This window comes from Halobacillus sp. A1, assembly GCF_024189295.1.
Taxonomy (GTDB): Bacteria; Bacillota; Bacilli; order Bacillales; family Halobacillaceae; genus Halobacillus_A.
Genome location: NZ_JAIZEN010000001.1, coordinates 263,885 through 287,791 on the forward strand (window position 1 = coordinate 263,885; position 23,907 = coordinate 287,791).

Consider the following 23,907-nt stretch of genomic DNA (forward strand, 5'->3'; position numbering starts at 1 on the left):
AAGGAGTCAATCTCATATGGAAAAGTTAGCGATTCATGGAGGCAAGCCTGTGCGCAGTCATTATCTTCCTTATGGGAGGCAGTGGATAGATGACGAGGACGTAAAAGCGGTAACTGATGTATTGAAGAGCGACTTTTTAACGACAGGTCCTATGATTTCAGCCTTTGAAAAAGAACTCGCAGCTTATACTGGAGCACAATATGCCGTCACTTTTTCGAATGGTACAGCAGCGCTTCATGCGGCATGTTTCGCTGCAGGAATTGCGGAAGGTGATGAAGTCATCACCACTTCCATGACTTTTGCAGCGAGTGCCAATTGCGTCCTCTATGTTGGTGGTCAGCCGGTTTTTGCCGACATTGATCCTGCCACCTACAACATCTCCCCCGGATCCATAGAAAAAAATATTACGAAACGAACAAAGGCGATCATCCCTGTAGACTTCACAGGACAACCTGCTGCTTATGATGAAATCACTGCACTGGCAAACAAGTATGGACTTACCATCATTGAAGATGCAGCTCATGCTTTAGGAGCAAAATATAAAGGGAAGATGGTCGGTTCTCTAAGTGATATGACGATGTTCAGCTTCCACCCGGTCAAACACGCGACGACCGGTGAGGGCGGGATGATCACGACCAACCACCGTCAGTATTATGAAAAATTGATCTTATTTAGGAATCATGGAATAACACGTCAGCAAGAACAATTAACAGAGAATCATGGACCCTGGTATTACGAAATGAAGCACTTAGGCTTTAACTATCGAATGACAGATATCCAGGCTGCCTTAGGTGTCAGTCAATTGAAAAAGCTTCCGTCATTTATTGGACTCCGCAAAAAATATGTAAGTATGTACAACAAAGCATTTGAAAAGGTTGAATCAGTCATTATCCCAGAACAATCAAAAGGCACCGATTCCAGTTGGCATTTGTACGTCATTAAGCTCCAGACTGATCGGCTGAGAGCTTCCCGTAGAGAAGTGTTTGAAGCACTTCAAAAAGAAAATATCGGAGTGAATGTCCATTACATCCCAGTCCACCTGCATCCCTATTATAAACAGAAAGGGTACAACAAAGGTTTATGTCCCTATGCTGAGGAATTGTATGAGTCTATGATCACTCTTCCTTTATTTCCTGCTATGACAGAAAGTGACGTAAAGAGTGTGATTAAAGGCGTGAATAAAGTAGTTTCCTATTATTTGAGGTGATGTAGTGAAGGTAGCAGCGATTATTCAAGCACGCATGGGGTCGACTCGTTTACCTGGTAAAGTGCTGAAGAAGGTTTTACAAAAGCCTCTTCTGGAATATCAGATTGAACGTCTTAAACGCTGCAAGCTTATCGACCAGATTATAATAGCTACAAGCAGTAAGGTCGGTGATGATCCGATTGAACGACTGGCGCAGCAATTGTCGGTAGAGTGTTACAGGGGTTCTGAAGAAGATGTGCTTGCCCGGTATTATGAAGCGGCGGTAAGGTTCAATTCGGATGTGATCGTGCGTATGACTTCTGATTGCCCGCTTATCGACCCTCATGTCGTTGATCGAGTAACTGATGTTTACTTGAACGGCAGCTGGTCTTACGTTTCTAATACATTGATAAGGTCATATCCAAGAGGAATGGATACAGAAGTTTTTTCTATTTCAACGTTACAGATCAGTCATCAAGAAGCCAAAGAGAAATCAGATCGTGAACACGTAACTTCCTATATGATCAAGGACGCCCGCTTCACTTGTGAAAATGTATCCTATCAAAAAGACCAGAGCCGCCATCGGTGGACTGTAGATACAGAAGAAGATTTTCAATTGGTGAGACGTATTATTGAGAAGCTTTACCCCTTAAATCCTCATTTCACACTCGAAGATTCACTTGCGCTCCTGCAGCGTCACCCTGAATGGTGTTTATTAAACCGTCATATCGAGCAGAAAAAAACATGAAAATTATATTCCGGACAGATGCCTCTTCAGAAATCGGAACAGGTCATGTGATGCGCTGTCTGACACTGGCAGAGCAATTAAGGAATGCTGGAGCAAGTGTTACATTCATTTGCCGTGAGTTAAAAGGGGACCTCATTCATTTGATAAAAAAGAAAAACTTTTCAGTTTATGTGCTGCCTTACAGTGGAGCAGCCCATGTAGGGGAAAGCCCGGACCATCCTCATGTACACTGGCTGCGAACAGACTGGAGGGTAGATAGTAAACAGACAAAGGAATATCTCAATAATGAACAACCAATCGACTGGCTGATTATTGACCACTATGCCATTGATGCCAAGTGGGAAGAACAAATGAAGAGTTCGGTGCGGAAAATCATGGTCATTGATGACTTAGCTGACCGTCCCCATGTGTGTGATATTCTTTTGGATCAAAACCTTTATAAAAATATGGAAAATCGCTACACAGGTCTGGTGCCTGAATCTTCTTTATCTCTGCTGGGTCCCTCATATATATTGTTCCGTCCAGAATTCCGGAAAGCCAGAAGCCGGCTTCACAATAGAAAAGGGAAGGTGAAACGAGTACTTATAGCGTTTGGCGGAAGTGATCCGACAAATGAAACTATAAAAGCTATGAATGCTTTAAAACATTTGCATACGATAGATTTTTACGTCGATGTTGTAGTTGGCGAGACGAATCTGAAAAAGAAAAAAATCAAAGACATGTGTGAAGGTTTTCCTAACATCACCTATCATTGCCAGATCGATTATATGGCTGATCTTATGCTTCGTGCTGACCTGGCGCTCGGAGGCGGAGGAAGCACGACGTGGGAAAGGTGCTATCTTGGGTTACCTGCTGTAACCATAGAAATGGCGGTAAATCAATCTGAAATTCTAATATTGTTGGCAGATAAAGGGGCGATATGTCATTTAGGGAAAAGTGAAAACGTGGGGGAGAGTGAAATAGCGAAATGCTTGGAACGCCTTCTAAAAAACCCTTCTGAAATCAAGCGAATGGCTGAAGCAGCGCTGGCACTCATAAGTAATCACAAAGAAGGAGCTGTAATTCGGCATATAATGGAGGGATGATGGAATGGCTGCAGATTTGCACAGATATACATTAAAGAATGTAGAAAAATCTAATTTGAACTTGATTTTAACATGGCGGAACTCACCAGTAATTAAGGAAGCAATGTACAGTGATCATGAAATTACGATGGAAGAGCATCTTGCATGGTACAAAAAAATAGAGGAGCAAAAGAGCGTCATTGCTAAGTTGTTTATTCACGATGAAACGCCGCTCGGACTCGTCAACTTTTCAAACATCGATACGAGAAATAATAAATGTATGTGGGGTTTTTATATAGGTGCCGATCCGGCTCCGAGGGGGGCGGGGACGGCATTAGGTATACTAGCTTTAGATTATATTTTTGACAAGAAGGGTTTCCGTAAAGTATGCGCAGAAGTGCTGGAAGCCAACAGTCGAAGCTTGAACTTTCATAAGAAGATGGGCTTCCAGGAAGAGGGGCGGTTTCAAAAGCATGTATGGAAGACGGAGAGGTTTATGGATGTCATTCCTATGAGAATATTTAAAGATGAATGGCCGCATGTGAAACAAAGGTTGTTAGGAGAGATGGGGGGGAAGGAAGCATGAACTCTATTGTAATTAAGGACAAAATAATTGGTGGAGACCATCCTCCTTTCATCATTGCGGAAATGTCAGGAAACCATAATCAATCCTTACAAAAAGCTTTAGAAATCGTGGAGAAAGCAGCTAGTGCAGGGGTGCACGCATTAAAACTGCAAACTTATACAGCAGATACGATGACACTCGATCTCTCTCAAGGAGATTTTTCATTGGATGAAAATAATCAATGGAATCATTCATCTTTATATAAACTGTATGAGCAGGCCCACACGCCCTGGGAATGGCATCAGCCCATCTTCGACCGTTGTGCGGAGCTTGGAATCCTGGGCTTCAGCTCTCCTTTTGATGAAACAGCTGTTGATTTTTTGGAATCCCTTTCCGTTCCATGCTACAAAATTGCTTCCTTTGAAAATACCGATTTACCCTTGATTCGGAAAGCGGCAAAAACGGGCAAACCATTAATCATTTCAACTGGCATGGCTACAGTAGCTGAAATAGATGAGGCGGTACGTACGGCAAGAGAATCTGGATGCAGCGACCTGATTCTATTAAAATGCACAAGTACCTATCCGGCCACTCCCGAATATTCTAATGTCCGCACCATCCCTCACTTGAAAACATTATTTAAGTGCCACACTGGACTATCTGACCATACGCTTGGGTTAGGGGCGGCTGTCGCAAGTGTAGCTTTAGGAGCAGTAGTCATAGAAAAACACTTGACCTTATCAAGAAAAGAGGGAGGAGTGGATTCAGCCTTTTCTATGGAGCCTGAGGAATTGCAAGCTCTTGTCGACGAGTCTAAGAGAGCTTGGGAGGCACTCGGGGAGGTCAGTTATGGACAGACCGCCAGTGAAAGCTCATCAAGACAATATCGCCGAACTTTATATGTAGTCCAGGATGTAAAAGCCGGGGAAGTTTTCACTAAGAAAAATATAAGAGCTATTCGCCCAGGCTACGGATTACCTTCTAAGTATATGGATATTATACTAGGCAAGAAAGCTGCTGCAGATATTAAAAAAGGAACACCGGTGAGCTGGAAACTGATATAAATAGAAAAAGAGAAAGCCTTGGCTTCCTCTTTTTTTAGTTCACTCACTCTTCACCCTCTTCTTCACTGGAACGGAAGATGACAGGGCATTGTGGCGGTCGAATAGGGGCTGGACATGGAGTGGGGAGATTTTCTCTAGGCTCACAGAATTCAGTCAAGACTTCAACGGTGACAGGGAATGTGGATTGGATGCTTTGGCATAAACTCACGTTAATAATCGCATCGATCGTCGCCCCGAATGATGTGTCTCCAGGGTCGCAAGTCAATGTACATATGAAGCAATCAGCGTCAGTGTACGTAACATCAATCTCCGTACCTTCAGGGGCACAGAGAATGACCTGCTCACAGCGGGAAAGATCCAACTCTATCTCTTCCAAAGTATTAAGGTTGGTCGGAATAAAAAGGGTGAGCGTGAAGTTCTTGCGGATGGAAACTAATTGGAGAATCGTTTCAGCACCATCAATAATGAACGTGCGATCTTCACGTTCTAAAATATCCACACTACTAGGCGTTACTTCACAAGTTACATCTGCTGTGTCGAAATCATCACATTCAAGGTCTTCAGGCAGCGCCTCATCAACTAAAGTCAATTCAAAAGACGCTTCGTTTACGATCCAGTCGTAAACTTTATCTACATTTACACATAATAATTCCTGGCGATCTGTCTTCATCATAGACCCCTCCAAATTTCTCATGCTGACGTTATTTTTCCGTTTTGTTTCATTTGGAGCTGTGGCAGTAAGAAAAAATTCTTATATAAGTAGTCTGATATAATTATATGGAAAAGACGAACTTGAAATGCTTAATTAGGAAGTTATAAATATTAAAACATTCCTGGATTTATAGAATACATTAATTAAAAATTCAAACGTAAAGGGGAGCGGCAATGGGCGCAGTGTAAAGGGGAACATCCGGCTATTCCCTGTTCTACCCTGATGCGCTGACTTAATTTACATTTCTTCACAATGCAAAAAAAGCCACTGCTTGCAAGCAGTGACCGTTCATCAAATTATTCAATAACTCCACAGGCTATACGACTCCCAGCATCTCCGGATGGTTGTGATTCATGATCATCAGGGTTTTCATGAATAACAAGGGCAGTCCCGTCTCCATCTAGTAAGGACATGGCTTCTCCTTTGTTTAATGTGACGCCTTCTGCCGTGACTTCTTCATCCACAGTCCCCTCTTCATCTGCTGTCACATTAGGCAGGTCACCAGCATGAGGACCATCTTCGGATTGTGTGCCGTGACTTACATCATCCGGGTTGAAATGACTGCCAGCCGACTCAAAATCTGGCTCTTCACACAAACCAGCTTCGTGAATATGAAATCCATGGTCTCCTTCAGGAATTTCTTCAGCCTGTAAATGGATAAGTACCCCGTCTTCCTGTTCAATTAATTCCGCTGATCCAGCAGCATTCCCTTCACTGGTCCTCAGCTCAACGGCTACCATTTCATTAGAACCGGACTCCTCTGCTTCATCAGTATTTGCTTGTTGTTCCTGAGAGGTGTTTTCATCTCCTGTATCCGGTGCGTCTGATTGCGTGTCATCCCCACTGTTGCAGGCGGCCAAAAGGAAAGAAAGCGCCAGTGACATAAATAATAGAACCCATTTATTCATGAGAAAACTCCTTTAATCTTAGTGTAAATTTAATTGACGCTGAATGTTCCATATAAACCTATATTTTACAAATTATATCTTTTTGACTATATATAAAATCCTTTAATTTTCATAAAAGTTAATATATAGTAATAATTAGAACATTCTAATTATTTGCTTAAACAATACTAACTGGTTAGTATGTCGATGGATCATTTTGTAGGGCTAAGTAAAAAGTTTGGATGACTTTCTATAAATGGTGATTCATTGACAGGGGAGGGTACATGCTCTAATACTTCATGGTTTCGTCATTATCATCATCAGGGTGGCTCAAAATTTCCTCGACCTTCAAGAACTATTTGTGAAGAAAGATTTAACCTTTTAAGATACATACTTGACGACTATTGAAAGCGCTGTCAATGCATCTTGAAACTTGGGGGGGATATGATGAGGCTGGATAAAAGGAATGCGATTATAACGGGAGGAGCAAGTGGAATTGGAAGAGCTGCGGCATTATTGATGGCAAAAGAGGGGGCGTCGGTGCTCGTCTGCGACCGTAATCAAAAGCAAGGAGAAGAAACGGTGCGATTGATTGAGGCCGGGGGAGGCGAAGCTCTGTTTCATAAGATAGATGTGGCGAAAGAAGAAAGTGTTAAAAGAGTCATTTCATATGCAGAACATAACCTGGGAAGTATTGATGTACTATTCAATAATGCAGGCGTTGGAGGTGAGGAGAAGAAACTGCATGAGTTGACTGAAGAAGAATGGGATTACGTCGTTGATATAAATTTAAAGGGCGTGTTCTTTGGGATGAAGCATGCTGTCCCTCACATGATGGACCAGAAGAAGGGTGCGATCATTAATACCTCCAGTCTGCTTGGTTTTAAAGGTAAAAAAAGAGTAGGGCCATACAATGCTTCTAAAGCCGGGCTTGTGACGCTTACAAAGAATGCCGCTTTAGAGTATGGAAGATATGGAGTTCGTGTCAACGCTGTAGCTCCAGGTGTCATCGATACAGCAATAGTGGATGGTTGGAAACAAGATGAAAGAAAATGGGGGCTTATGTCGGCTGCCAACGCCATGGGACGTATCGGCAAACCAGAAGAAGTAGCAGAAGCGGTAGTATTTTTGGCCTCAGATCAATCCTCTTACATAACGGGGGAGACGTTAATGGTAGACGGGGGAGGTCTGACATTTTAAATTGATAGCTTTGCGGTGGTCTTTTTAACTCTTCTGGAAGCTTCAGTTTCGATTTATCTTCGGTGTTTCATTTGGGGGTTGAAGGTCGGGAATTCACTCTCTGTCGACGGAAGCACGGTGAGCTACCTCGGCTATGCCCATGTCAGATCTCATCATGTACTGTAATCCTGATAAAGAACTTGGCAATTATGAAAAATCATAAAATCAGCCTAATTTGAAAAGGGAGGAATCATGAAATGAATCAAGTATGGAAAGAGCATTACCCAAGCCATATACGAACAGAAGTTGATATTCCTAATGTCCCTCTTACTTATTTATTACAGCAAACCGTTCATCAGTATCCTGACCAGCCTGCTTTATCTTTTTATGGAAATGAAACAAGTTATAGAACCCTGGCAGTTCAGAGCGCCGCTTTTGCAGCATCTTTACAGGATGCCGGGGGTAAAAAAGGAGACCGGGTGGCCATAATGCTGCCTAATTGTCCACACTACGTAATCGCCTATTACGGCACTTTACAGGCGGGAGCTGTTGTCACTCAAGTGAATCCTATGCTGGTTGATCGCGAACTTCAGCACATTTTAGTAGATTCAGGTGCCGAAACAATAGTCATATATTCTCCGCTTCTGCCAGTTTTAGATAAAATCAAAGAGCAAACATCGATTAAAAATGTAATCGTAGTAGAGTTAGGAGAGGAAAATGAGTATTCAGAGGATGTGGCGGAGTTCACTTCATTCTTAAAAAGAGCTCCCGGCAGTCCTGAACCAGTAGAAATTGAGCCTGGTGAAGATTTAGCCGTATTGCAATATACGGGAGGAACGACCGGTCGTTCTAAAGGAGCGATGTTGACTCATCGAAACCTCGTTGCTAATGTTGTTCAGACCTATGAATATTTTAAGGATGAAATGGAAATGGGAAAGGAACGATGTCTGACAGTCATTCCTTTATTCCACGTGTTCGGTATGACATCATGCATGAACCTGTCGATTTTCTCAGGAGCCACTAGTATTTTACTGCCACGATTCGAATTACAAGAAGTACTCGAAACGATAAAAAAAGAACAGCCCACCATGTTTCCAGGAGTACCTACCATGTATGTCGGGATCACCAGCCATCCCCAAGCTGAAGATTATGGTATAGAGAGCATCAATGTATGTAATAGCGGCAGTGCGCCAATGCCGCAGGAATTGATGAGGAGTTTTGAAGCTAAGACTGGTGCCCGTGTTTTTGAAGGATATGGACTGTCGGAAACAGCACCAGTCACTCACTGCAATCCATTATTCGGGGAAAGGAAACCGGGCAGCGTCGGAATAGGTGTGCCCTCTACTGATTATAAAATTGTCGACGTCGAAACGGGCACGGAAGAATTGCCTGTCGGAGAACAAGGGGAAGTGGTCATTCGTGGGCCTCAAGTAATGAAAGGCTACTGGCAAATGGAAGAAGAAACCAAGATCGCCCTGAGAGATGGGTGGTTGTACACTGGAGATATCGGAAGGATGGACGATGAAGGCTACCTCTATATCGTAGACAGAAAAAAGGACATCATTATCGCAAGCGGATTCAACGTCTATCCGAGGGAAGTCGAGGAAGTACTGTATGAACATCCGGATATCCAGGAAGCTGTCGTCATTGGCATTCCTGATGAATACCGTGGAGAAAGTGTAAAAGCCGTACTCGTTCTGAAGGAAGGTCGGAAAGCTTCAGAAGAAGAATTGATTTCATACTGCCGTGACCATATGGCGGCATACCGTGTCCCGAAAGAAATCGAATTTCGTACGGAGCTTCCGAAGACGAATGTAGGGAAGATCTTAAGACGTACGATACGCGAAGAGTCATCACGTAAAGTGTGATCCGATCTGCTTCCACTCTCTATAGTTAGACTTGTACTCCCATGAGTTAGTAAGAACTTATGGGAGTTTTTTATTACTATGTTAAAAGTCGTTGTTAGTTTTCATAATAGAATTAATGAATGATACGGCAGGATAATTGAAGACTTAATTCCGAGATTTTAGTGAGAGTTAGGGACTCCGGGAAACGGATCGCTTTCCGTGGGCGTGCGCTGAGCCTCCTCAGGCTACGCCTTCCGGGGTCTCACCTAACCCGCGTATCCCACAGGAGTCTCACCGTTTCCCTCCGCCCCATGCGCTATAAATGTTCTCGGAATCGCTATCATTCAATTCTGTCTAGTATGAAGAAGTTTTCATTAAACTATAATGTTAGAACCTACCAGAACGCTTACCTTATGATTATGCAAAATTATTTCCTTTCTCAGTATGGTAATTAGTTCTTGTTTAACCTATTCTATTGAGGTTGTACCTTCTTCCCTAAGCTATTCGAAAGAAGGTTTTCAATCACAGGGATCTCTTTTTAATTATATTACTGCTTCAGTTGTTTCAGTTATGCTCACAAACGCAAGTGAGAAATGATGACAGTACATGGTGAGAACTCGCAGCTCTTCAGCCGGAAGAAGCTCACCGTACGCCCATGGAAAGCGAGTAATTTCCCGGACCTTTAACCTCTATTCTTAGTAACGGAAGCTCAACAGAGCCTTTAATTAAAAAAACCACCGGGAATCATGCCCCCGGTGGGTGTGTCAAAAAATATTATATTATTTAGCGATGAACATTTGCGTCCAGTAGTTACCGTCTTCAGTGTGCCCTACACCAATGTGAGTAAAGGATGAGTTCATGATGTTTTCACGGTGACCTTGACTGTTCATCCATCCTTGAACAACTTCCTCTGGGGAAGTTTGTCCCATGGCAATGTTTTCACCAGCAGTCGTATAATCGATTCCATATGCATTCATCATATCAAACGGTGAACCATGAGTCGGGCTGTCGTGTGAGAAATAATTGTTTTGCTGCATGTCTATAGATTTATCTTTAGCTACTGCGCTTAGTTCTGTATCTAATTCAAGCGGCTCCAGTCCTTGCTTCGCACGCTCTTCATTAGTCAGTTCGACTACTTGCTGCTCAAAAGCGGAAACTTCTGATCCTTCATCAGCTTGTTCTGTAGTCTCTTCTTGTGGAGCAGATTCTTGAGTAGACTGCTCTTCGGCTGGCTGTTCAGCCGGTTGTTCTTCAGCCTGTGGCTGCTCTACTGGAGCTTCAGCCGGTTGTTCTTCAGCTTGAGGCTGTTCTGCTGGAGCTTCAGCTGGTTGTTCTTCAGCTTGAGGCTTTTCGTCAGCTTCAGCTGGCTGTTGAGTACCTTGCTGCATTTGATCAAGCAAAGACTGAATGTCAATGGCTTGTATGTTATTCGTTTTTAGTGCTTCCTCATTTTTATTGACCCAATCGTAAACACCTTCTATATTAAAGGATTCGGTCTCAACCTTAAACCCTTGGTTATCTCCTGCAGATGCTAAAGAACTAGCTGGAGCTGCCAGTAGGGACAGGGCAAGAGCTCCTGAAACAATCAATGACTTTTTCTTCATAGACTTGATTCCTCCTAAAAAGTTTTTTGTTTTTTCAACAACTTCATCCTACCATCTGTTTTTTGTAATATTAGTGGATATTAATGGAAAGGGAAGGAATCCCGATTTATTATGGGGCAATTGGGTGGGGTTTTTCCTTATTGGGCAGGATAAGTCCTTGGATTACAAAGGATTACCTGAATTTTCTGTAGTTGAGAACATCATGACATATTGGAAGATTCATGTTTTATAAGATAAATATTAACAAATAACTAGACTTGACAGACTTCAAATTGATGGGAGAAGTTTACGAATGTTACTTGTATGTTACAAAGGTTACGCATATATAAACTCCTAAGGGAATTTTTGGATGATTAAATACGATTTGAAGAAACTGCAATTATTCCCCCGGAAATAATTGCAAATTCCCTATAAACAGACAAATATTTACCGTATGTTAAAAAACATACTGTTCTTTACACATGTTTTGTCGTAATACTTTAGATATAGTATAGTATCAGTAAGTATGAGTTTTCAGAAAATAGTGTTTTTATAAATGAGGGGTGTGACGTATGAGTAGCCAGACGGTTTTATATCAACCAAAGATTTCAGAAGTTTTGAGGAATATTAATAAAGTTATTATAGGTAAAGACGAAGAAGCGCTTTTAAGTATAGTAGCTTTATTGGCGAAAGGTCATGTTTTATTGGAAGATGTCCCTGGAGTTGGGAAAACGATGCTTGTCCGCACTTTAGCGAAGTCCCTTGACTGCGACTTTAAACGTATTCAATTTACCCCCGATTTACTGCCTTCCGATGTAACAGGAGTTTCAATATACAACCCGAAAACGTTAGAGTTCGAATTTCGGTCAGGTCCTATATTAGGAAATATAGTGTTAGCTGATGAAATTAATCGTACTTCTCCTAAAACCCAATCCTCTCTATTGGAAGGGATGGAAGAAACGAGCATAACGGTAGAAGGGGAAGCCGTTCCTTTAAAGAAGCCTTTTTTCGTCATGGCGACACAGAACCCGATTGAATATGAAGGGACTTATCCTCTACCTGAAGCGCAGCTCGACCGCTTTTTGCTGAAATTGAAAATGGGGTACCCCTCAGCTAAGCAAGAAATGGAGATGCTCAATCGTACCTCCGGGACCCATCCGATCCACGAAGTACAAGCTGTGTTGAGTCGAGAAGAGCTGGTGGCGCTTCAAGATAAGGTTGAAGAAGTTTACGTTGATGCTACTGTTACTCGTTACATCGTAGACTTAGTCAGGGGAACGAGGAATGATGAAGGAGTTTATTTAGGAGTCAGTCCCCGAGGTTCAATTGCATTGATGAAAGCGGCAAAGGCGTACGCATTTATCAGAGACCGTGACTACGTATTGCCGGATGATGTAAAGTACTTAGCTCCATTTGTTCTTTCCCACCGTATGATTTTGACTTCTGAGGCGAAATTTGAAGGCAGCTCTCCGGAAGGTATTATTGCCGATGTTCTTTCTAAACTCTCAGTTCCTGTACAGAGGAATGTGAGTGAATGAAACAGACCCTCCACTTTACTGCCAGGATCGTGATCGTTTCCCTTTTATTTATAGTGTTGTTTTCTTATGCGATGTTTCAAGGAGGATTTGTAAGCTGGTTTCTATTTTACAGCTTTCTGCCTTTTCTTATTTACATGATCGCCCTTACGTTTTACCCGATCGACAAGTGGGATGTCAGTCGTAAGTTATCGAAGAGACTGGCTACAGCCGGGGAGACTGTGAAAGTCCACGTTACGATCGATAGAGGATTTCCTTTTCCGCTCTATTATTGTGTGATCGAGGAGTATTTTCCGAACTCCTTAATGAAGAAAGACCTCCACTTTGAAAAATACCGGCATATGGATGAAAAGGGATACCTGGACGAAGCGAGGCAAATGAAAAAAATATCATTTCCGTGGTTCAACCGCCATATAAGTTATGATTATGAACTAGAAAAGTTACCGAGGGGAGAACACCAATTTCGTGCTTTACGCGTGAAGACAGGTGATTTCTTTGGTTTCATCAAGAAAGAGTACGTATTTAAATTGGATAATTATCTGCTCGTCTTTCCGTATGAACGGCCGGTTCAATTGAAAGAGCGAGCGTACAGCTTTGAGCAAGGGGCCAGCCCTTCCTTTAAATTGAATGAAAAAAATACAAACATTGTTTCAGGTGTGAGGGAGTATGTACCGGGTGACCGCTTTTCGTGGATCGACTGGAAAACGACTGCTAAAAGCAATCAAATGATGACGAAAGAGTTTGAACAGGAAAAAAGCGTGGATATGATGATTATCCTGAATGCTGTTCATGAAGAGTCTGCCACTCCTTTAAGTTTTGAAGGGGCAGTAGAGTTCACTGCCTCATTGCAGGAAGAGCTGCATACGAAATCGTCCCAGGTCGCTTTCATGAGTCTGGGTGATGGAAGAAGATATTTTCCTTTCCGCCATGATCAAAAACATAGGGATATGATCCGCCATCATTTAGCTGAAATCAAACCGATAGGGAAAACGCCTTTTGCTCAACAACTAGAAAGAGAGCGGGCACAGCTGCCGGCGGGGATGGTTGTACTGATCGTCAGTCACCATTTGGATGCGCAAATGCTGGATAGCCTCACACGATTAGCTCAAAAAAGTAAACGAGTGGTTTTCTTTTACGTAAAGCCTCACGAGCATCTGGATTTCAAGCAGCACAAGCTGGTCAAACAGCTCAACAATAAAGGAATAGTTGTAAATGTCATTTCTGAAGAAGAACTGACGAAGAGAGAATTTGAGGTGAATACATAATGAACCTCACAAGTGATCGCCACCAATCATTTTATCAAATCACAATTTATCTCTGTGGTTTTTTGTTGTTTATGGAGTGGTTAATGCCGCTTGATGTCATTGGAGAGTTTAATAATGTAAGTATTTTTTACATTTATGCGGCTTTCTGCTTCTTCATCTCTTTTATACAAATGAATTGGATGATTTCGGTACCTTTGAAGCTGATCGGTTTATTGTTTATTCTGGATGGGCTTTTTATTGGGGAACGAATTTGTAGCGGCGGCTGGTTCACGATCGTCTATGATCAGATTCTTTATAACATCCAAGTCATTCAATCCCAGCAATGGTGGGATATGACCCCGATGTTTAGAAGTCTGTTATTTTTGATACTGCTCTGGCTTATGAGCTACTTGCTGTTTTATTGGTTCATCATAGCTAAAAGAATGCTTGTCTTTGTAGTCCTGACTATCATCTACGTTACTGTGGTTGACACCTTTACGGTATATGATGGGAAATGGGCGATTATTCGAACATTTATTTTAGCGATGGTAAGTTTAGGATTAGCTCATTTTTACAAAGAAATGGAGAAGGAATCTATATCTGTCAAAAGTTTGCGGGTAACGTATCGCTGGGTTGTTCCCCTTGTTAGTATGGTGATCCTTTCTTCTGTTCTTGGGTTTGCATCACCGAAATTAACGCCGCAATGGCCTGATCCTGTGCCTTATTTAACGAGTGCTAACCCAGGGGCAGGTTCAGGAGACGGACCAGGTAATGGCCCTGTACAGAAAGTAGGGTACGGGGAAAATGATTCAAGACTGGGAGGCGGGTTTATTCAGGATGATACTCCAGTTTTTAGAGCTATGTCGCAGGATGAGCAGTATTGGAGGGTCGAATCGAAAGACACCTATACTGGTAAAGGGTGGGAAGATACGTTAGAGGAGGAAACTAGTGAAGTGACCTCCCGGGACCTTGAATTCTCAACATTCACTGATGATGTTGAAACGGAAGAGCGCACCTCATTTCTCGATTTTACCGGAGAGGCGAATTTCAATAAACTCGTCTACCCATATGGTGTTGATGCGATCAGCCGGTTTTCCCAGGATGAATTCTCCGAGAACTTATCATTCCAGCTTCATGACAATACAGGTGAAATCGATACGTTCGAGTCCGGTGATCCCGTTCAATTAGAAGAATACGTGGTGGATTACAACATGCCGTCGTTTGAATACAGCCAGCTTCGCGAAGCGGATGAAGAAGATCCTGAGGAGATTGTTGAGCAATATACCCAATTGCCTGATAACCTTCCGAACCGCGTAGTCAATCTGGGGAGTCAGATCATCGAAGGAGAAGACAACCGATATGATCAGGCAAAAGCAGTAGAAGCCTATTTTGCCGCAAATGACTTCGAATACGAGACTGAAGATGTGGAAGTGCCCGAAGGAAACGAAGATTATGTCGATCAATTTCTTTTTGAAACACAATTAGGCTACTGCGATAACTTTTCAACTTCCATGGTAGTACTTCTGAGATCACAGGACATCCCTGCTCGCTGGGTGAAAGGTTTTACAGGAGGCGAGCTCACTCAAGAGACGGCTTCTGTCGAGGATCAGAACTTGAACGTATATGAAGTAACGAGTGGAAACGCGCACTCCTGGGTCGAAGTCTACTTCCCGGAAGTAGGATGGGTGCCATTTGAACCCACACAAGGATTCGCCAACAACGCCGACTTCTACACAGAAGTAGAGCAAAGCGATGATGGGGAAACTTCGACTGACGAGGACGGCGAAACAGAAGATACAGAAGAGGACAACAGCGAGAATCCAAACCAGGCGCAGCAGCAGGAAGAAGCTGAATCCGACGAGGCAGCAGCAGGTGCAGGTGACGATAACAACTGGACACCGCTCTGGATTACTTCAGCCTTACTAATATTCCTTGCAGCTATCCTGTTTTTCGTGAGACATCGTCTAATGGCAGCTTATTTGCGTCGTCAAATTAGAAAAAAACCTGGTCGAGACACATTTGAACGAGCGTATATTTTTCTTTTGAAAGTGTTTGAAAAGAGAAAGATGAAACGTCATGCCAACCAGACGCTTCGAGATTTTGCGAACCAGGTCGACGCCCGTTATCAAAGCAGCGACATGCGTCAGCTCACCTATCATTATGAACGTATGCTGTACCGTAATGAGCAAGGATCAGAACAAATGAGCAAGGTCACAGAATTATGGGAAAATTTAATTAAAAAAGCATTGTCTTGATTCCCGCCTTTGGGGTTGGTAGAATGAATAAAATCAAACGATCATCCTTCATATATCCTCGATAATTCGGATCGAGAGTCTCTACCGGAGCACCTTAAATGCTCTGACTATGAAGGCAGGAATCAAATGTATGCATTACATTTACATGGACTTCTGCCTTCACCGTACATCGGGGCAGGAGTCTATTTTTTTATAAGCAATATATCCAACCAATACGATCTAAAGGAGATGAGCACCAATGGAACAAGTACAAGGCATGATCCTCGTTCTCGACTTCGGCAGTCAGTATAACCAGCTGATTACTAGAAGGATCAGAGAATTCGGTGTCTATAGTGAGCTTCATTCTCACAAAATCACAGCAGAAGAAATTAAAGCAATCAATCCAAGCGGGATCATTCTTTCAGGCGGACCGAACAGTGTTTACGGGGAAGATAGTTTTCGCTGTGATGAAGAACTGTTTGAGCTTGGAATTCCTGTACTGGGCATTTGTTATGGCATGCAGCTGATGACTCACCACTTTAAAGGCAAAGTAGAGCGTGCGAATCAGAGGGAATATGGAAAGGCAGACATCGTCGTTAATGAAGACCCTGTACTTTTCCGTAAAACGCCGAAAGAGCAGACCGTATGGATGAGCCATAGTGATAAAGTGATTGAAGCACCAGAAGGCTTCACAGTAGATGCAACGAGTCCTTCCTGCCCGGTAGCCGCAATCGGAAGTGACGAAAAAAGTATGTATGGCGTACAATTTCACCCGGAAGTCCGTCATTCCGAATTTGGAAATGACATCTTGCGCAGCTTCGTATTCGATGTATGTCATGCGACGGATGATTGGACGATGGAACACGTCGTTGATATGGAAGTAGAAAAAATCCGTGCAGAAGTTGGCGATCGGAAAGTACTTTGTGCGTTAAGTGGTGGAGTAGACTCTTCTGTCGTAGCTGCTCTAATTCATAAAGCAATCGGCGATCAGCTCACTTGTATTTTCGTCGATCACGGATTGCTTAGGAAAAATGAAGCGGATGATGTCATGCGTACGCTCGGAGACGGTTTTAACATGAATATCATCAAAGTAGACGCAAAAGAACGCTTCCTCAGCAAGCTGGCTGGTGTATCTGATCCTGAAGAAAAACGTAAGATTATTGGAAATGAGTTCATTTACGTATTTGATGACGAAGCGGATAAGCTTCGCGATATCGATTTTCTGGCCCAGGGGACGTTGTATACCGACATTATCGAGAGCGGAACCGAAACTGCGCAAACGATCAAGTCTCACCATAACGTAGGCGGACTTCCGGAAGACATGCAGTTTCAGCTGATTGAACCACTGAATACCTTGTTCAAAGATGAAGTTCGTGCACTTGGTACTGAGCTTGGCGTACCTGATCACATTGTATGGCGCCAGCCGTTTCCTGGACCGGGACTTGCGATTCGTATTTTAGGCGATATTACAGAAGAAAAACTGGAAATCGTTCGCGAGTCGGATGCTGTATTACGAGACGAAATTAAAAATGCTGGATTAGACCGCGATATTTGGCAATATTTCACGGTGCTGCCTGGTATCAAATCTGTCGGAGTAATGGGAGATGAACGCACTTATGATCATACGATCGGTATTCGTGCGGTTACCTCTATCGATGGTATGACTTCGGATTGGGCAAGGATCCCCTGGGACGTACTTGAGCGGATTTCTAATCGAATCGTCAATGAAGTCGACCACATTAATCGAGTCGTGTATGACGTAACGAGTAAGCCGCCTTCCACAATTGAGTGGGAATAACGAATATTAAGGTGGTTATTTCACTTAATGTTCGGGATTTAGGTTGACGGTTCGTTCCGGTACTTGTATGATAGAAAAATAAATAAAAAGTGACTGTCGTATAATTTTGGGGATATGGCCCATGAGTTTCTACCGGACCGCCGTAAATGGTCTGCCTACGTCAGAAAGTACCACACGTGTATAGCGTCGTGGGGTATTTTCTTTATTGGATCGTGTAGAACACTCTTGGCCGACTATCAGGCTGAGAGTGTTTTTTATACAAAAAATGGCAAACGGGACGATAACGATGGTTATACAAAGGGGAGGAGAAAGAAAAATGAAGAAGTTTTTCAATTTCGAAGAACATGGTACGAATTACCGTACAGAATTTTTAGCAGGGATGACGACATTTCTTGCTATGGCATATATTTTATTCGTCAACCCGTCTACGCTGACCCTTGCTGGGATTGAAGAATTACCAGAAGGCGTAACACGCATGGATGAAGGAGCTGTATTTACAGCTACCGCGATTGCAGCAGCGATCGGTACATTAGTGATGGGGGTATTGGCGAAATATCCTATCGCTCTCGCACCAGGTATGGGGCTTAACGCTTTTTTTGCTTATACAGTCGTACTTACTTATGGAATTCCTTGGGAAACAGCATTGGCTGGCGTACTTGCATCAGGACTTATTTTTATCATATTAACCTTAACCGGTCTGCGTCAGAAAATCATTAATGCCATCCCTCCGAACTTAAAGCTGGCTGTAGGAGCCGGGATCGGACTATTTATTGCTTTCATCGGTTTCCAAAATAGCGGCATTGTCGTTGGTAACGAGGATACGATGGTTGCCTTAGGTGATCTTACACAGTCCACCACACTGCTTGCTGTTTTTGGTATTGTCGTGTCTGTCATGCTTCTGGCTCTCGGCATCAAAGGTGGAATCTTTTATGGAATGGTTTTGACGGCGATCGCTGGAATGGTGACAGGATTGATTGCCCCTCCGACAGCCATTACCGACGTCGTAGGACCTGCTCCGAGCATGGCCCCTACATTCGGAGCTGCACTGACCAATTTCGGGGAGATCTTTACGATCCAAATGCTCGTGGTCATCCTAACCTTTTTATTCGTAGATTTCTTTGATACAGCGGGTACACTTGTTGCCGTAGCGACACAAGCAGGTTACATGAAAGAAAACAAACTGCCCCGTGCAGGCCGTGCCCTTTTCGCAGATTCTGCTGCGACTGTAGCCGGGGCTGTAGCCGGAACATCAACGACAACTTCTTATATTGAATCAACCGCAGGTGTGGGAGCAGGAGGACGGACAGGTTTCACCTCCGTCGTGACAGCCGCATTTTTCCTATTAGCGCTTTTCTTCTCGCCATTACTCTCGGTCGTCACCGCAGAAGTGACCGCTCCCGCGCTGATCATCGTAGGAGTACTCATGGCCTCCACACTGAAGAATATCGACTGGGACCAGTTCGAAATCGCCGTCCCCGCTTTTTTCACGATTGCCGCGATGCCGCTGACGTACAGTATTGCGACAGGGATTGCGATCGGATTTATCTTTTATCCAATTACTCTTTTATTAAAAGGAAGAGGAAAAGAAATCCACCCTATTATGTATCTCTTATTTGTCATATTTGTTCTATACTTCATATTCTTAGCCTAAACGCTATGATGATTAGAGGAAGGGCCCTTATGAAAGGGCCGGCCTCATTCATCCTCGAGGTGGCGGATCTTAATAGGCTTCTGACTAGTAGAGTCAGAGATCAATCGATAGAGCTGAATGATCAGCAGACCATGCTTATAAGTAGCTTCCATTTTGTCACTGCGAACCGGGAACGGCAGATCAATGCTTCTTTCAAAGGCACCCGCAGCAATTTCAGACATCAACTGATGCCCGCCGCGGTGGTTAAGATCGATGGAGCCTTTTAAAATTAGGGAAGAGTGATCGACGAGCACATCAACATTCTTGGGGTGGTTCATTCCGGGAATGTTGGCGATACATAACAACTCGTTATCATATTGGTAAATATTCATTTGTGGTATAGAAGGTTTCATCAAGCCTTCAAATTCACCCCAGAAATCCTGGCCAAAAAAATGGTCTAAATTCTTTTTCCAATCATCAAAATGTTTCATGAGCAAGCACCTCCTGGATTCGACAAAAGCTATGAAAATATCTTATTGTGTAAGCTGTAGTCGATGGTATATAGTGTATGCAGATTGATCGTTTAGGTGAATGCCCAGGAAGGATTCCAGCCGAAACGAATCGTCTAAATGTACCTGCTTGTTCATGTTGCGGTGAAGAGGCATAGGAGGAATACCCATGCTGGATAATCCACTATTGATGGTTTCGATCATTTTAATCGTCAACATCGTGTATGTTTCATTTTTTACCTTGCGGATGATTTTCACGTTAAAAGGACAGCGGTATTTTGCGGCGTTGATAAGTGTCTTTGAGATTCTTATCTACATCATCGGTTTAGGTCTGGTTCTGGATAACCTGAACCAGGTTGAAAATTTGATCGCTTATGCAGTCGGCTACGGGCTGGGTGTGATCATCGGTATGAAGATTGAGGAAAAACTTGCCCTGGGCTACACAACGGTGAACGTTATATCTTCAAACCCTGATATCGAGTTTACGAGAATGCTTCGTGATAAAGGTTACGGCGTAACGAGCTGGTACGCATACGGTATGGAGGGGGATCGGTTAGCGATGCAGATCCTGACCCCGAGAAAATATGAACTGAAGCTGTACGAAACTATTAAATCCATTGACCCGAAAGCTTTTATCATTGCTTATGAGCCGAAACAAATTCATGGGGGTTTCTGGGTGAAGCAAGTGAAGAAAGGAAAGATCCGAGATGCCCAAGAACAACAGCAAGAAGCGCTATGAAGTCGGTGAACAAGAAAGTATTGCCCAGTGCCTTGACCGGATGAAAAAGGATGGATACGCACCTGTTCGCAGAGCTGAGGAACCGATTTTTAAAGAAGTCACTGAAAATGGTGAAAAAACCCTTGAACCTGTAGGGAGAACGATAGTTTTTCATGCAGTGAAGCAATAAACCCGAACATTATAAGAGTCGTTATTTTTAAATGTTCGTTATTTGCGTTGACAGATTCAACGGTATATTGCTATGATGGAATCAGAATTGCATATTGGACCTCATATAAGATGGGAATAAGGCCCATTCGTCTCTACCTGGACACCGTAAATGTCCGGACTATGAGGGGAGACCAAGCATCTGATTCACTTTTCAAGATACAAGTGTGCCTGTTTATCTCCTCTCATATTGAGGGTGATGAGCAGGCTTTTTTAATCGATTAATTGAGAAAAAGAGGGATAAGATGGCTCAAATCGGCGTTATTATGGGAAGTATTTCAGACTGGACCACTATGGAACAAACTTGTTTAGTACTGGATGAACTAGAACTGGATTATGAAAAAGAGATCATTTCCGCTCACCGTACTCCTGAAGATATGTTTAAATACGCTGAGCAGGCTCGTGGCAAAGGACTTAAAGTCATCATTGCCGGAGCTGGAGGCGCTGCTCATCTACCAGGAATGGTGGCAGCGAAAACGACCCTTCCCGTCATAGGGGTGCCTGTTCAATCGAAAGCACTGAACGGGATTGATTCTTTATATTCTATCGTTCAGATGCCGGGCGGAGTGCCTGTAGCGACTGTAGCAATCGGTACAGCAGGGGCAAAAAATGCAGGAATACTCGCAGCTGAAATGATTGGAGCTTTTGATGAAAAAGTAGCCGAGCGTCTTCAGGATTATAGAAATGAAATGAAAGATAAAGTCGAAGGTATGAGAGGTGAGCTACGTGACCAATAAAGTCGTTAAACCCGGCGAAACTATCGGAATTCTTGGCGGCGGTCAATTGGGAAGAATGATGGCGACAGCAGCTAAACATATGGGGTATCGGATTGCTGTGCTGGATCCTACGGAAGACTGCCCATGTGCTCAAATTGCCGACATACACATTGAAGCGAATTATGATGATATAGAAGCTGCTCAAAAATTGAGTGAAGCAAGCGACGTGATTACGTATGAATTTGAAAATGTTGACTTACAAGTAGCCCGGCTTTTTGAAGAAGCAGGAAAGCTGCCTCAAGGTGCGTATCCTTTAGAAGTGACGCAGAATCGTTCGAAAGAAAAAGCTGTAGCTGTGGAAGCCGGCCTGCCGGTGGCGAATTACAATATTATCGAATCGTATGACCAATTGGCTGCGGCACTTCCCGATATGACATTTCCGGTAGTTCTCAAAACGATCAGCGGAGGATACGACGGGAAGGGGCAGTTGAAGCTTGAGATGGAAGAAGACTTGGAAAATGCTGAAGATTTTCTAAAAGAAGGCGGCACTTACATCGTAGAAGAATGGTTAGCTTTCGATTTGGAAATCTCTCAAGTTTTCACCAGAAGCATCGGTGGGGATATTACATTCTTTCCTATAGCAGAGAATGTTCATCGCCAGCAAATTTTACATGAAACGAGAGTCCCGGCCACGGTATCAAAGAAGGTAGCAGATAAAGCGCAGGAGGCTGCGACGGCTCTGGCTGAAAGAATGAATATCGTAGGGACGTTCGCTGTGGAAATGTTCGTGAAAAATAAAGACATCTATATTAATGAAATGGCACCACGGCCGCATAACACAGGACACTATACGATAGAAGCATGTAATGTGTCACAGTTTGAACAGCATGTCCGAGCGATATGCGGGCTCTCACTACTGCCGGTTCATAGCTTCCCTTCAGCGGTAATGGTTAATGTTCTTGGCAGACATTACGATATATTAGTGAGCAGAATCGGAGACTATTACGGCTTTCATTTTCACGATTACGGGAAGAAACAATCACGTCCGAACCGCAAAATGGGTCACATCACGCTGGTCGGTAACGATTTAGAAGAAATCGATGAAATCATATCAAAAAACAATATTCATATGTGGTAGGAATTAGAGGAGGAAATGGAATGATTGAACGTTATACAAGACCTGAAATGGGTGCGATTTGGACAGAAGAAAACCGTTACCAGGCGTGGCTGGAAGTAGAAATCTTAGCCTGCGAGGCCTGGAGCGAGCTTGGGGTTATTCCTAAAGAGGATGTGGCTAAGCTGCGCAAGGGAGCTTCATTCAATATCGATCGTATTCACGAAATTGAAGCTGAAACTCGTCATGATGTCGTTGCTTTTACAAGAGCTGTATCTGAAACGGTCGGTGAAGAACGTAAATGGGTCCACTACGGACTGACGTCGACTGATGTGGTAGATACGGCCCTTTCTTATCAGCTTAAGCAGGCTAACGAGATCATACGTAAGGATTTAGTGAATTTCATCGACATTATAGCCGATAAAGCCCGTGAGCATAAGCATACCGTAATGATGGGACGTACACACGGTGTTCATGCCGAGCCGACAACCTTCGGATTGAAACTAGCACTCTATTATGAAGAAATGAAGCGTAACCTTGAACGTCTTGATCTTGCAATCAAGCACATCGAAGTTGGAAAGTTGTCAGGAGCTGTTGGTACATACGCCAACATCGATCCATTTGTTGAGCAATATGTGTGTGAAAAGCTTGGGCTGGAACCCGCGCCGGTTTCTACACAGACGCTGCAGAGAGACCGCCATGCTCACTATGTTTCAACTCTTGCTTTAATCGCATCGTCGGTTGAAAAGATCGCTGTAGAAATCCGCGGCCTGCAAAAGACGGAGACACGCGAAGTCGAAGAGTTTTTTGCAAAAGGTCAAAAAGGATCTTCAGCTATGCCGCATAAACGCAATCCGATCGGATCAGAAAATATGACCGGAATGGCACGAGTGCTGCGCGGTGAAATGCTGACAGCGTTTGAGAATGTTCCATTATGGCATGAGCGTGACATTTCCCACTCTTCAGCAGAGCGTGTCATTTTACCGGATGCAACGATTGCTTTGAACTATATGCTTAATCGTTTCGGAAATATCGTGAAGAACTTAACGGTTTTCCCAGAGCGCATGCAGGCAAACATGGAAAAAACGTACGGTCTGATTTTCTCACAGCGTGTCCTGCTTACATTGATTGATGAAGGTTTTGTCCGTGAGGAAGCTTACGACCTCGTTCAGCCTAAAGCCATGGAAGCGTGGGAGCGCGGTGTTCCATTCCGTGACCTTATCGAAGCAGATGACAAGATTACGAGCGCCTTATCTAAAGAACAAATCGATGCTTGCTTCGATTACAAGCACCACTTAAAGCAAGTGGACCGCATTTTTGATCGTATCGGTCTTTCCTGACAATAA

The 23,907-nt window shown here is 43.4% G+C and carries 21 protein-coding genes and 3 riboswitches; of the genes, 17 read left to right on the forward strand and 4 right to left on the reverse strand.

Going from position 1 to position 23,907, the window contains the following annotated elements:
- Positions 1-16: 16 nt before the first annotated feature.
- From pseC to pseI, 5 genes are read left to right on the forward strand one after another with little or no spacing between them, the layout of a single operon-like run.
- Entirely contained in the window at positions 17-1,207 is a 1,191-nt protein-coding gene (pseC, locus tag LF817_RS01255; RefSeq protein WP_253933939.1) for a UDP-4-amino-4,6-dideoxy-N-acetyl-beta-L-altrosamine transaminase, read from the forward strand.
- Positions 1,208-1,211: 4 nt separating this feature from the next.
- A complete protein-coding gene (locus LF817_RS01260; protein WP_253933940.1) occupies positions 1,212-1,934 on the forward strand; it encodes a cytidylyltransferase domain-containing protein in 723 nt (240 codons plus the stop codon).
- Positions 1,931-3,019: a UDP-2,4-diacetamido-2,4,6-trideoxy-beta-L-altropyranose hydrolase gene (gene pseG / locus LF817_RS01265; protein ID WP_253933941.1), complete on the forward strand. Its 1,089-nt coding sequence runs from the start codon at positions 1,931-1,933 to the stop codon at positions 3,017-3,019. The genes LF817_RS01260 and pseG overlap by 4 nt, the downstream gene beginning before the upstream one ends.
- A gap of 4 nt (positions 3,020-3,023) precedes the next feature.
- Positions 3,024-3,584 (forward strand): UDP-4-amino-4,6-dideoxy-N-acetyl-beta-L-altrosamine N-acetyltransferase, encoded by a 561-nt coding sequence (gene pseH, locus LF817_RS01270; RefSeq protein ID WP_253933942.1) that lies wholly within the window; start codon positions 3,024-3,026, stop codon positions 3,582-3,584.
- Positions 3,581-4,627, forward strand: coding sequence for a pseudaminic acid synthase (gene pseI, locus LF817_RS01275; RefSeq protein ID WP_253933943.1), 1,047 nt, complete (start codon positions 3,581-3,583; stop codon positions 4,625-4,627). Before pseH ends, pseI begins: the two co-directional genes overlap by 4 nt.
- A gap of 43 nt (positions 4,628-4,670) precedes the next feature.
- Here pseI and LF817_RS01280 read toward each other — a convergent pair whose 3' ends face one another.
- Both LF817_RS01280 and LF817_RS01285 read right to left on the reverse strand, forming a co-directional pair.
- A complete protein-coding gene (locus tag LF817_RS01280) occupies positions 4,671-5,297 on the reverse strand; it encodes a BMQ_0737 family morphogenetic spore coat protein (protein ID WP_253933944.1) in 627 nt (208 codons plus the stop codon).
- 338 nt (positions 5,298-5,635) lie between these two features.
- Positions 5,636-6,247 carry a superoxide dismutase family protein gene (locus LF817_RS01285; protein WP_253933945.1) on the reverse strand — a complete coding sequence of 204 codons (612 nt, stop codon included), beginning with the start codon at positions 6,245-6,247 and terminating at the stop codon, positions 5,636-5,638.
- A gap of 426 nt (positions 6,248-6,673) precedes the next feature.
- On the opposite strand from LF817_RS01285, the gene LF817_RS01290 reads away from it, so the two are divergent.
- Together LF817_RS01290 and LF817_RS01295 are read left to right on the forward strand one after the other, a co-directional pair.
- Positions 6,674-7,426, forward strand: a complete 753-nt coding sequence (locus LF817_RS01290; RefSeq protein ID WP_253933946.1) for an SDR family NAD(P)-dependent oxidoreductase — start codon at positions 6,674-6,676, stop codon at positions 7,424-7,426.
- A gap of 236 nt (positions 7,427-7,662) precedes the next feature.
- Entirely contained in the window at positions 7,663-9,273 is a 1,611-nt protein-coding gene (locus tag LF817_RS01295) for a long-chain-fatty-acid--CoA ligase (RefSeq protein WP_253933947.1), read from the forward strand.
- A 758-nt stretch (positions 9,274-10,031) separates the two neighbouring features.
- Here LF817_RS01295 and LF817_RS01300 read toward each other — a convergent pair.
- Positions 10,032-10,856: a CAP domain-containing protein gene (locus tag LF817_RS01300; RefSeq protein WP_253933948.1), complete on the reverse strand. Its 825-nt coding sequence runs from the start codon at positions 10,854-10,856 to the stop codon at positions 10,032-10,034.
- 551 nt (positions 10,857-11,407) lie between these two features.
- Between LF817_RS01300 and LF817_RS01305 the strand changes: the two genes are divergently transcribed.
- The 5 genes from LF817_RS01305 (at position 11,408) to LF817_RS01325 (ending at position 19,297) form a co-directional block, all read left to right on the forward strand.
- Complete coding sequence (locus LF817_RS01305) at positions 11,408-12,373, forward strand: AAA family ATPase (RefSeq protein WP_253933949.1); 966 nt, start codon at positions 11,408-11,410, stop codon at positions 12,371-12,373.
- Entirely contained in the window at positions 12,370-13,635 is a 1,266-nt protein-coding gene (locus tag LF817_RS01310; protein WP_253933950.1) for a DUF58 domain-containing protein, read from the forward strand. The genes LF817_RS01305 and LF817_RS01310 overlap by 4 nt, the downstream gene beginning before the upstream one ends.
- The gene (locus tag LF817_RS01315) at positions 13,635-15,869 is read left to right on the forward strand and encodes a transglutaminase TgpA family protein (RefSeq protein WP_253933951.1); all 2,235 of its coding nucleotides are present in this window, start codon (positions 13,635-13,637) and stop codon (positions 15,867-15,869) included. Before LF817_RS01310 ends, LF817_RS01315 begins: the two co-directional genes overlap by 1 nt.
- Before the next feature lie 28 nt (positions 15,870-15,897).
- Positions 15,898-15,999: riboswitch (purine riboswitch) on the forward strand.
- 108 nt (positions 16,000-16,107) lie between these two features.
- Entirely contained in the window at positions 16,108-17,646 is a 1,539-nt protein-coding gene (guaA, locus tag LF817_RS01320; protein WP_253933952.1) for a glutamine-hydrolyzing GMP synthase, read from the forward strand.
- Positions 17,647-17,722: 76 nt separating this feature from the next.
- Positions 17,723-17,824: riboswitch (purine riboswitch) on the forward strand.
- Between the two features lie 138 nt (positions 17,825-17,962).
- On the forward strand, positions 17,963-19,297 hold the full coding sequence (locus tag LF817_RS01325; protein ID WP_253933953.1) for an NCS2 family permease: 1,335 nt from the start codon (positions 17,963-17,965) through the stop codon (positions 19,295-19,297).
- Positions 19,298-19,341: 44 nt separating this feature from the next.
- Here LF817_RS01325 and LF817_RS01330 read toward each other — a convergent pair whose 3' ends face one another.
- Positions 19,342-19,767, reverse strand: a complete 426-nt coding sequence (locus LF817_RS01330) for an Hsp20/alpha crystallin family protein (RefSeq protein WP_253933954.1) — start codon at positions 19,765-19,767, stop codon at positions 19,342-19,344.
- 187 nt (positions 19,768-19,954) lie between these two features.
- Between LF817_RS01330 and LF817_RS01335 the strand changes: the two genes are divergently transcribed.
- The 5 genes from LF817_RS01335 (at position 19,955) to purB (ending at position 23,901) form a co-directional block, all read left to right on the forward strand.
- Positions 19,955-20,524: a DUF2179 domain-containing protein gene (locus LF817_RS01335; RefSeq protein ID WP_253933955.1), complete on the forward strand. Its 570-nt coding sequence runs from the start codon at positions 19,955-19,957 to the stop codon at positions 20,522-20,524.
- A complete protein-coding gene (locus LF817_RS01340) occupies positions 20,493-20,693 on the forward strand; it encodes an NETI motif-containing protein (RefSeq protein ID WP_253933956.1) in 201 nt (66 codons plus the stop codon). Before LF817_RS01335 ends, LF817_RS01340 begins: the two co-directional genes overlap by 32 nt.
- Positions 20,694-20,774: 81 nt before the next feature.
- A riboswitch (purine riboswitch) is annotated at positions 20,775-20,875 on the forward strand.
- Positions 20,876-20,976: 101 nt separating this feature from the next.
- Positions 20,977-21,468 (forward strand): 5-(carboxyamino)imidazole ribonucleotide mutase, encoded by a 492-nt coding sequence (gene purE / locus LF817_RS01345; protein WP_253933957.1) that lies wholly within the window; start codon positions 20,977-20,979, stop codon positions 21,466-21,468.
- Entirely contained in the window at positions 21,458-22,585 is a 1,128-nt protein-coding gene (gene purK / locus LF817_RS01350; protein ID WP_253933958.1) for a 5-(carboxyamino)imidazole ribonucleotide synthase, read from the forward strand. Before purE ends, purK begins: the two co-directional genes overlap by 11 nt.
- A 20-nt stretch (positions 22,586-22,605) precedes the next feature.
- Positions 22,606-23,901: an adenylosuccinate lyase gene (purB, locus tag LF817_RS01355; protein WP_253933959.1), complete on the forward strand. Its 1,296-nt coding sequence runs from the start codon at positions 22,606-22,608 to the stop codon at positions 23,899-23,901.
- Positions 23,902-23,907: the final 6 nt, after the last annotated feature.

Bases quoted from the DNA above. Each gene is read 5' to 3' on its own strand.
- LF817_RS01290 (WP_253933946.1), top strand. From the start codon at position 6,674: ATGAGGCTGGATAAAAGGAATGCGATTATAACGGGAGGAGCAAGTGGA.
- pseG (WP_253933941.1), top strand. From the start codon at position 1,931: ATGAAAATTATATTCCGGACAGATGCCTCTTCAGAAATCGGAACAGGT.
- pseI (WP_253933943.1), top strand. From the start codon at position 3,581: ATGAACTCTATTGTAATTAAGGACAAAATAATTGGTGGAGACCATCCT.
- LF817_RS01340 (WP_253933956.1), top strand. From the start codon at position 20,493: ATGCCCAAGAACAACAGCAAGAAGCGCTATGAAGTCGGTGAACAAGAA.
- LF817_RS01285 (WP_253933945.1), bottom strand. From the start codon at position 6,247: ATGAATAAATGGGTTCTATTATTTATGTCACTGGCGCTTTCTTTCCTT.
- LF817_RS01305 (WP_253933949.1), top strand. From the start codon at position 11,408: ATGAGTAGCCAGACGGTTTTATATCAACCAAAGATTTCAGAAGTTTTG.
- pseC (WP_253933939.1), top strand. From the start codon at position 17: ATGGAAAAGTTAGCGATTCATGGAGGCAAGCCTGTGCGCAGTCATTAT.
- LF817_RS01280 (WP_253933944.1), bottom strand. From the start codon at position 5,297: ATGAAGACAGATCGCCAGGAATTATTATGTGTAAATGTAGATAAAGTT.
- LF817_RS01295 (WP_253933947.1), top strand. From the start codon at position 7,663: ATGAATCAAGTATGGAAAGAGCATTACCCAAGCCATATACGAACAGAA.
- pseH (WP_253933942.1), top strand. From the start codon at position 3,024: ATGGCTGCAGATTTGCACAGATATACATTAAAGAATGTAGAAAAATCT.
- purE (WP_253933957.1), top strand. From the start codon at position 20,977: ATGGCTCAAATCGGCGTTATTATGGGAAGTATTTCAGACTGGACCACT.
- LF817_RS01335 (WP_253933955.1), top strand. From the start codon at position 19,955: ATGCTGGATAATCCACTATTGATGGTTTCGATCATTTTAATCGTCAAC.
- guaA (WP_253933952.1), top strand. From the start codon at position 16,108: ATGGAACAAGTACAAGGCATGATCCTCGTTCTCGACTTCGGCAGTCAG.
- LF817_RS01300 (WP_253933948.1), bottom strand. From the start codon at position 10,856: ATGAAGAAAAAGTCATTGATTGTTTCAGGAGCTCTTGCCCTGTCCCTA.
- purB (WP_253933959.1), top strand. From the start codon at position 22,606: ATGATTGAACGTTATACAAGACCTGAAATGGGTGCGATTTGGACAGAA.
- LF817_RS01330 (WP_253933954.1), bottom strand. From the start codon at position 19,767: ATGAAACATTTTGATGATTGGAAAAAGAATTTAGACCATTTTTTTGGC.
- LF817_RS01325 (WP_253933953.1), top strand. From the start codon at position 17,963: ATGAAGAAGTTTTTCAATTTCGAAGAACATGGTACGAATTACCGTACA.
- LF817_RS01315 (WP_253933951.1), top strand. From the start codon at position 13,635: ATGAACCTCACAAGTGATCGCCACCAATCATTTTATCAAATCACAATT.
- LF817_RS01310 (WP_253933950.1), top strand. From the start codon at position 12,370: ATGAAACAGACCCTCCACTTTACTGCCAGGATCGTGATCGTTTCCCTT.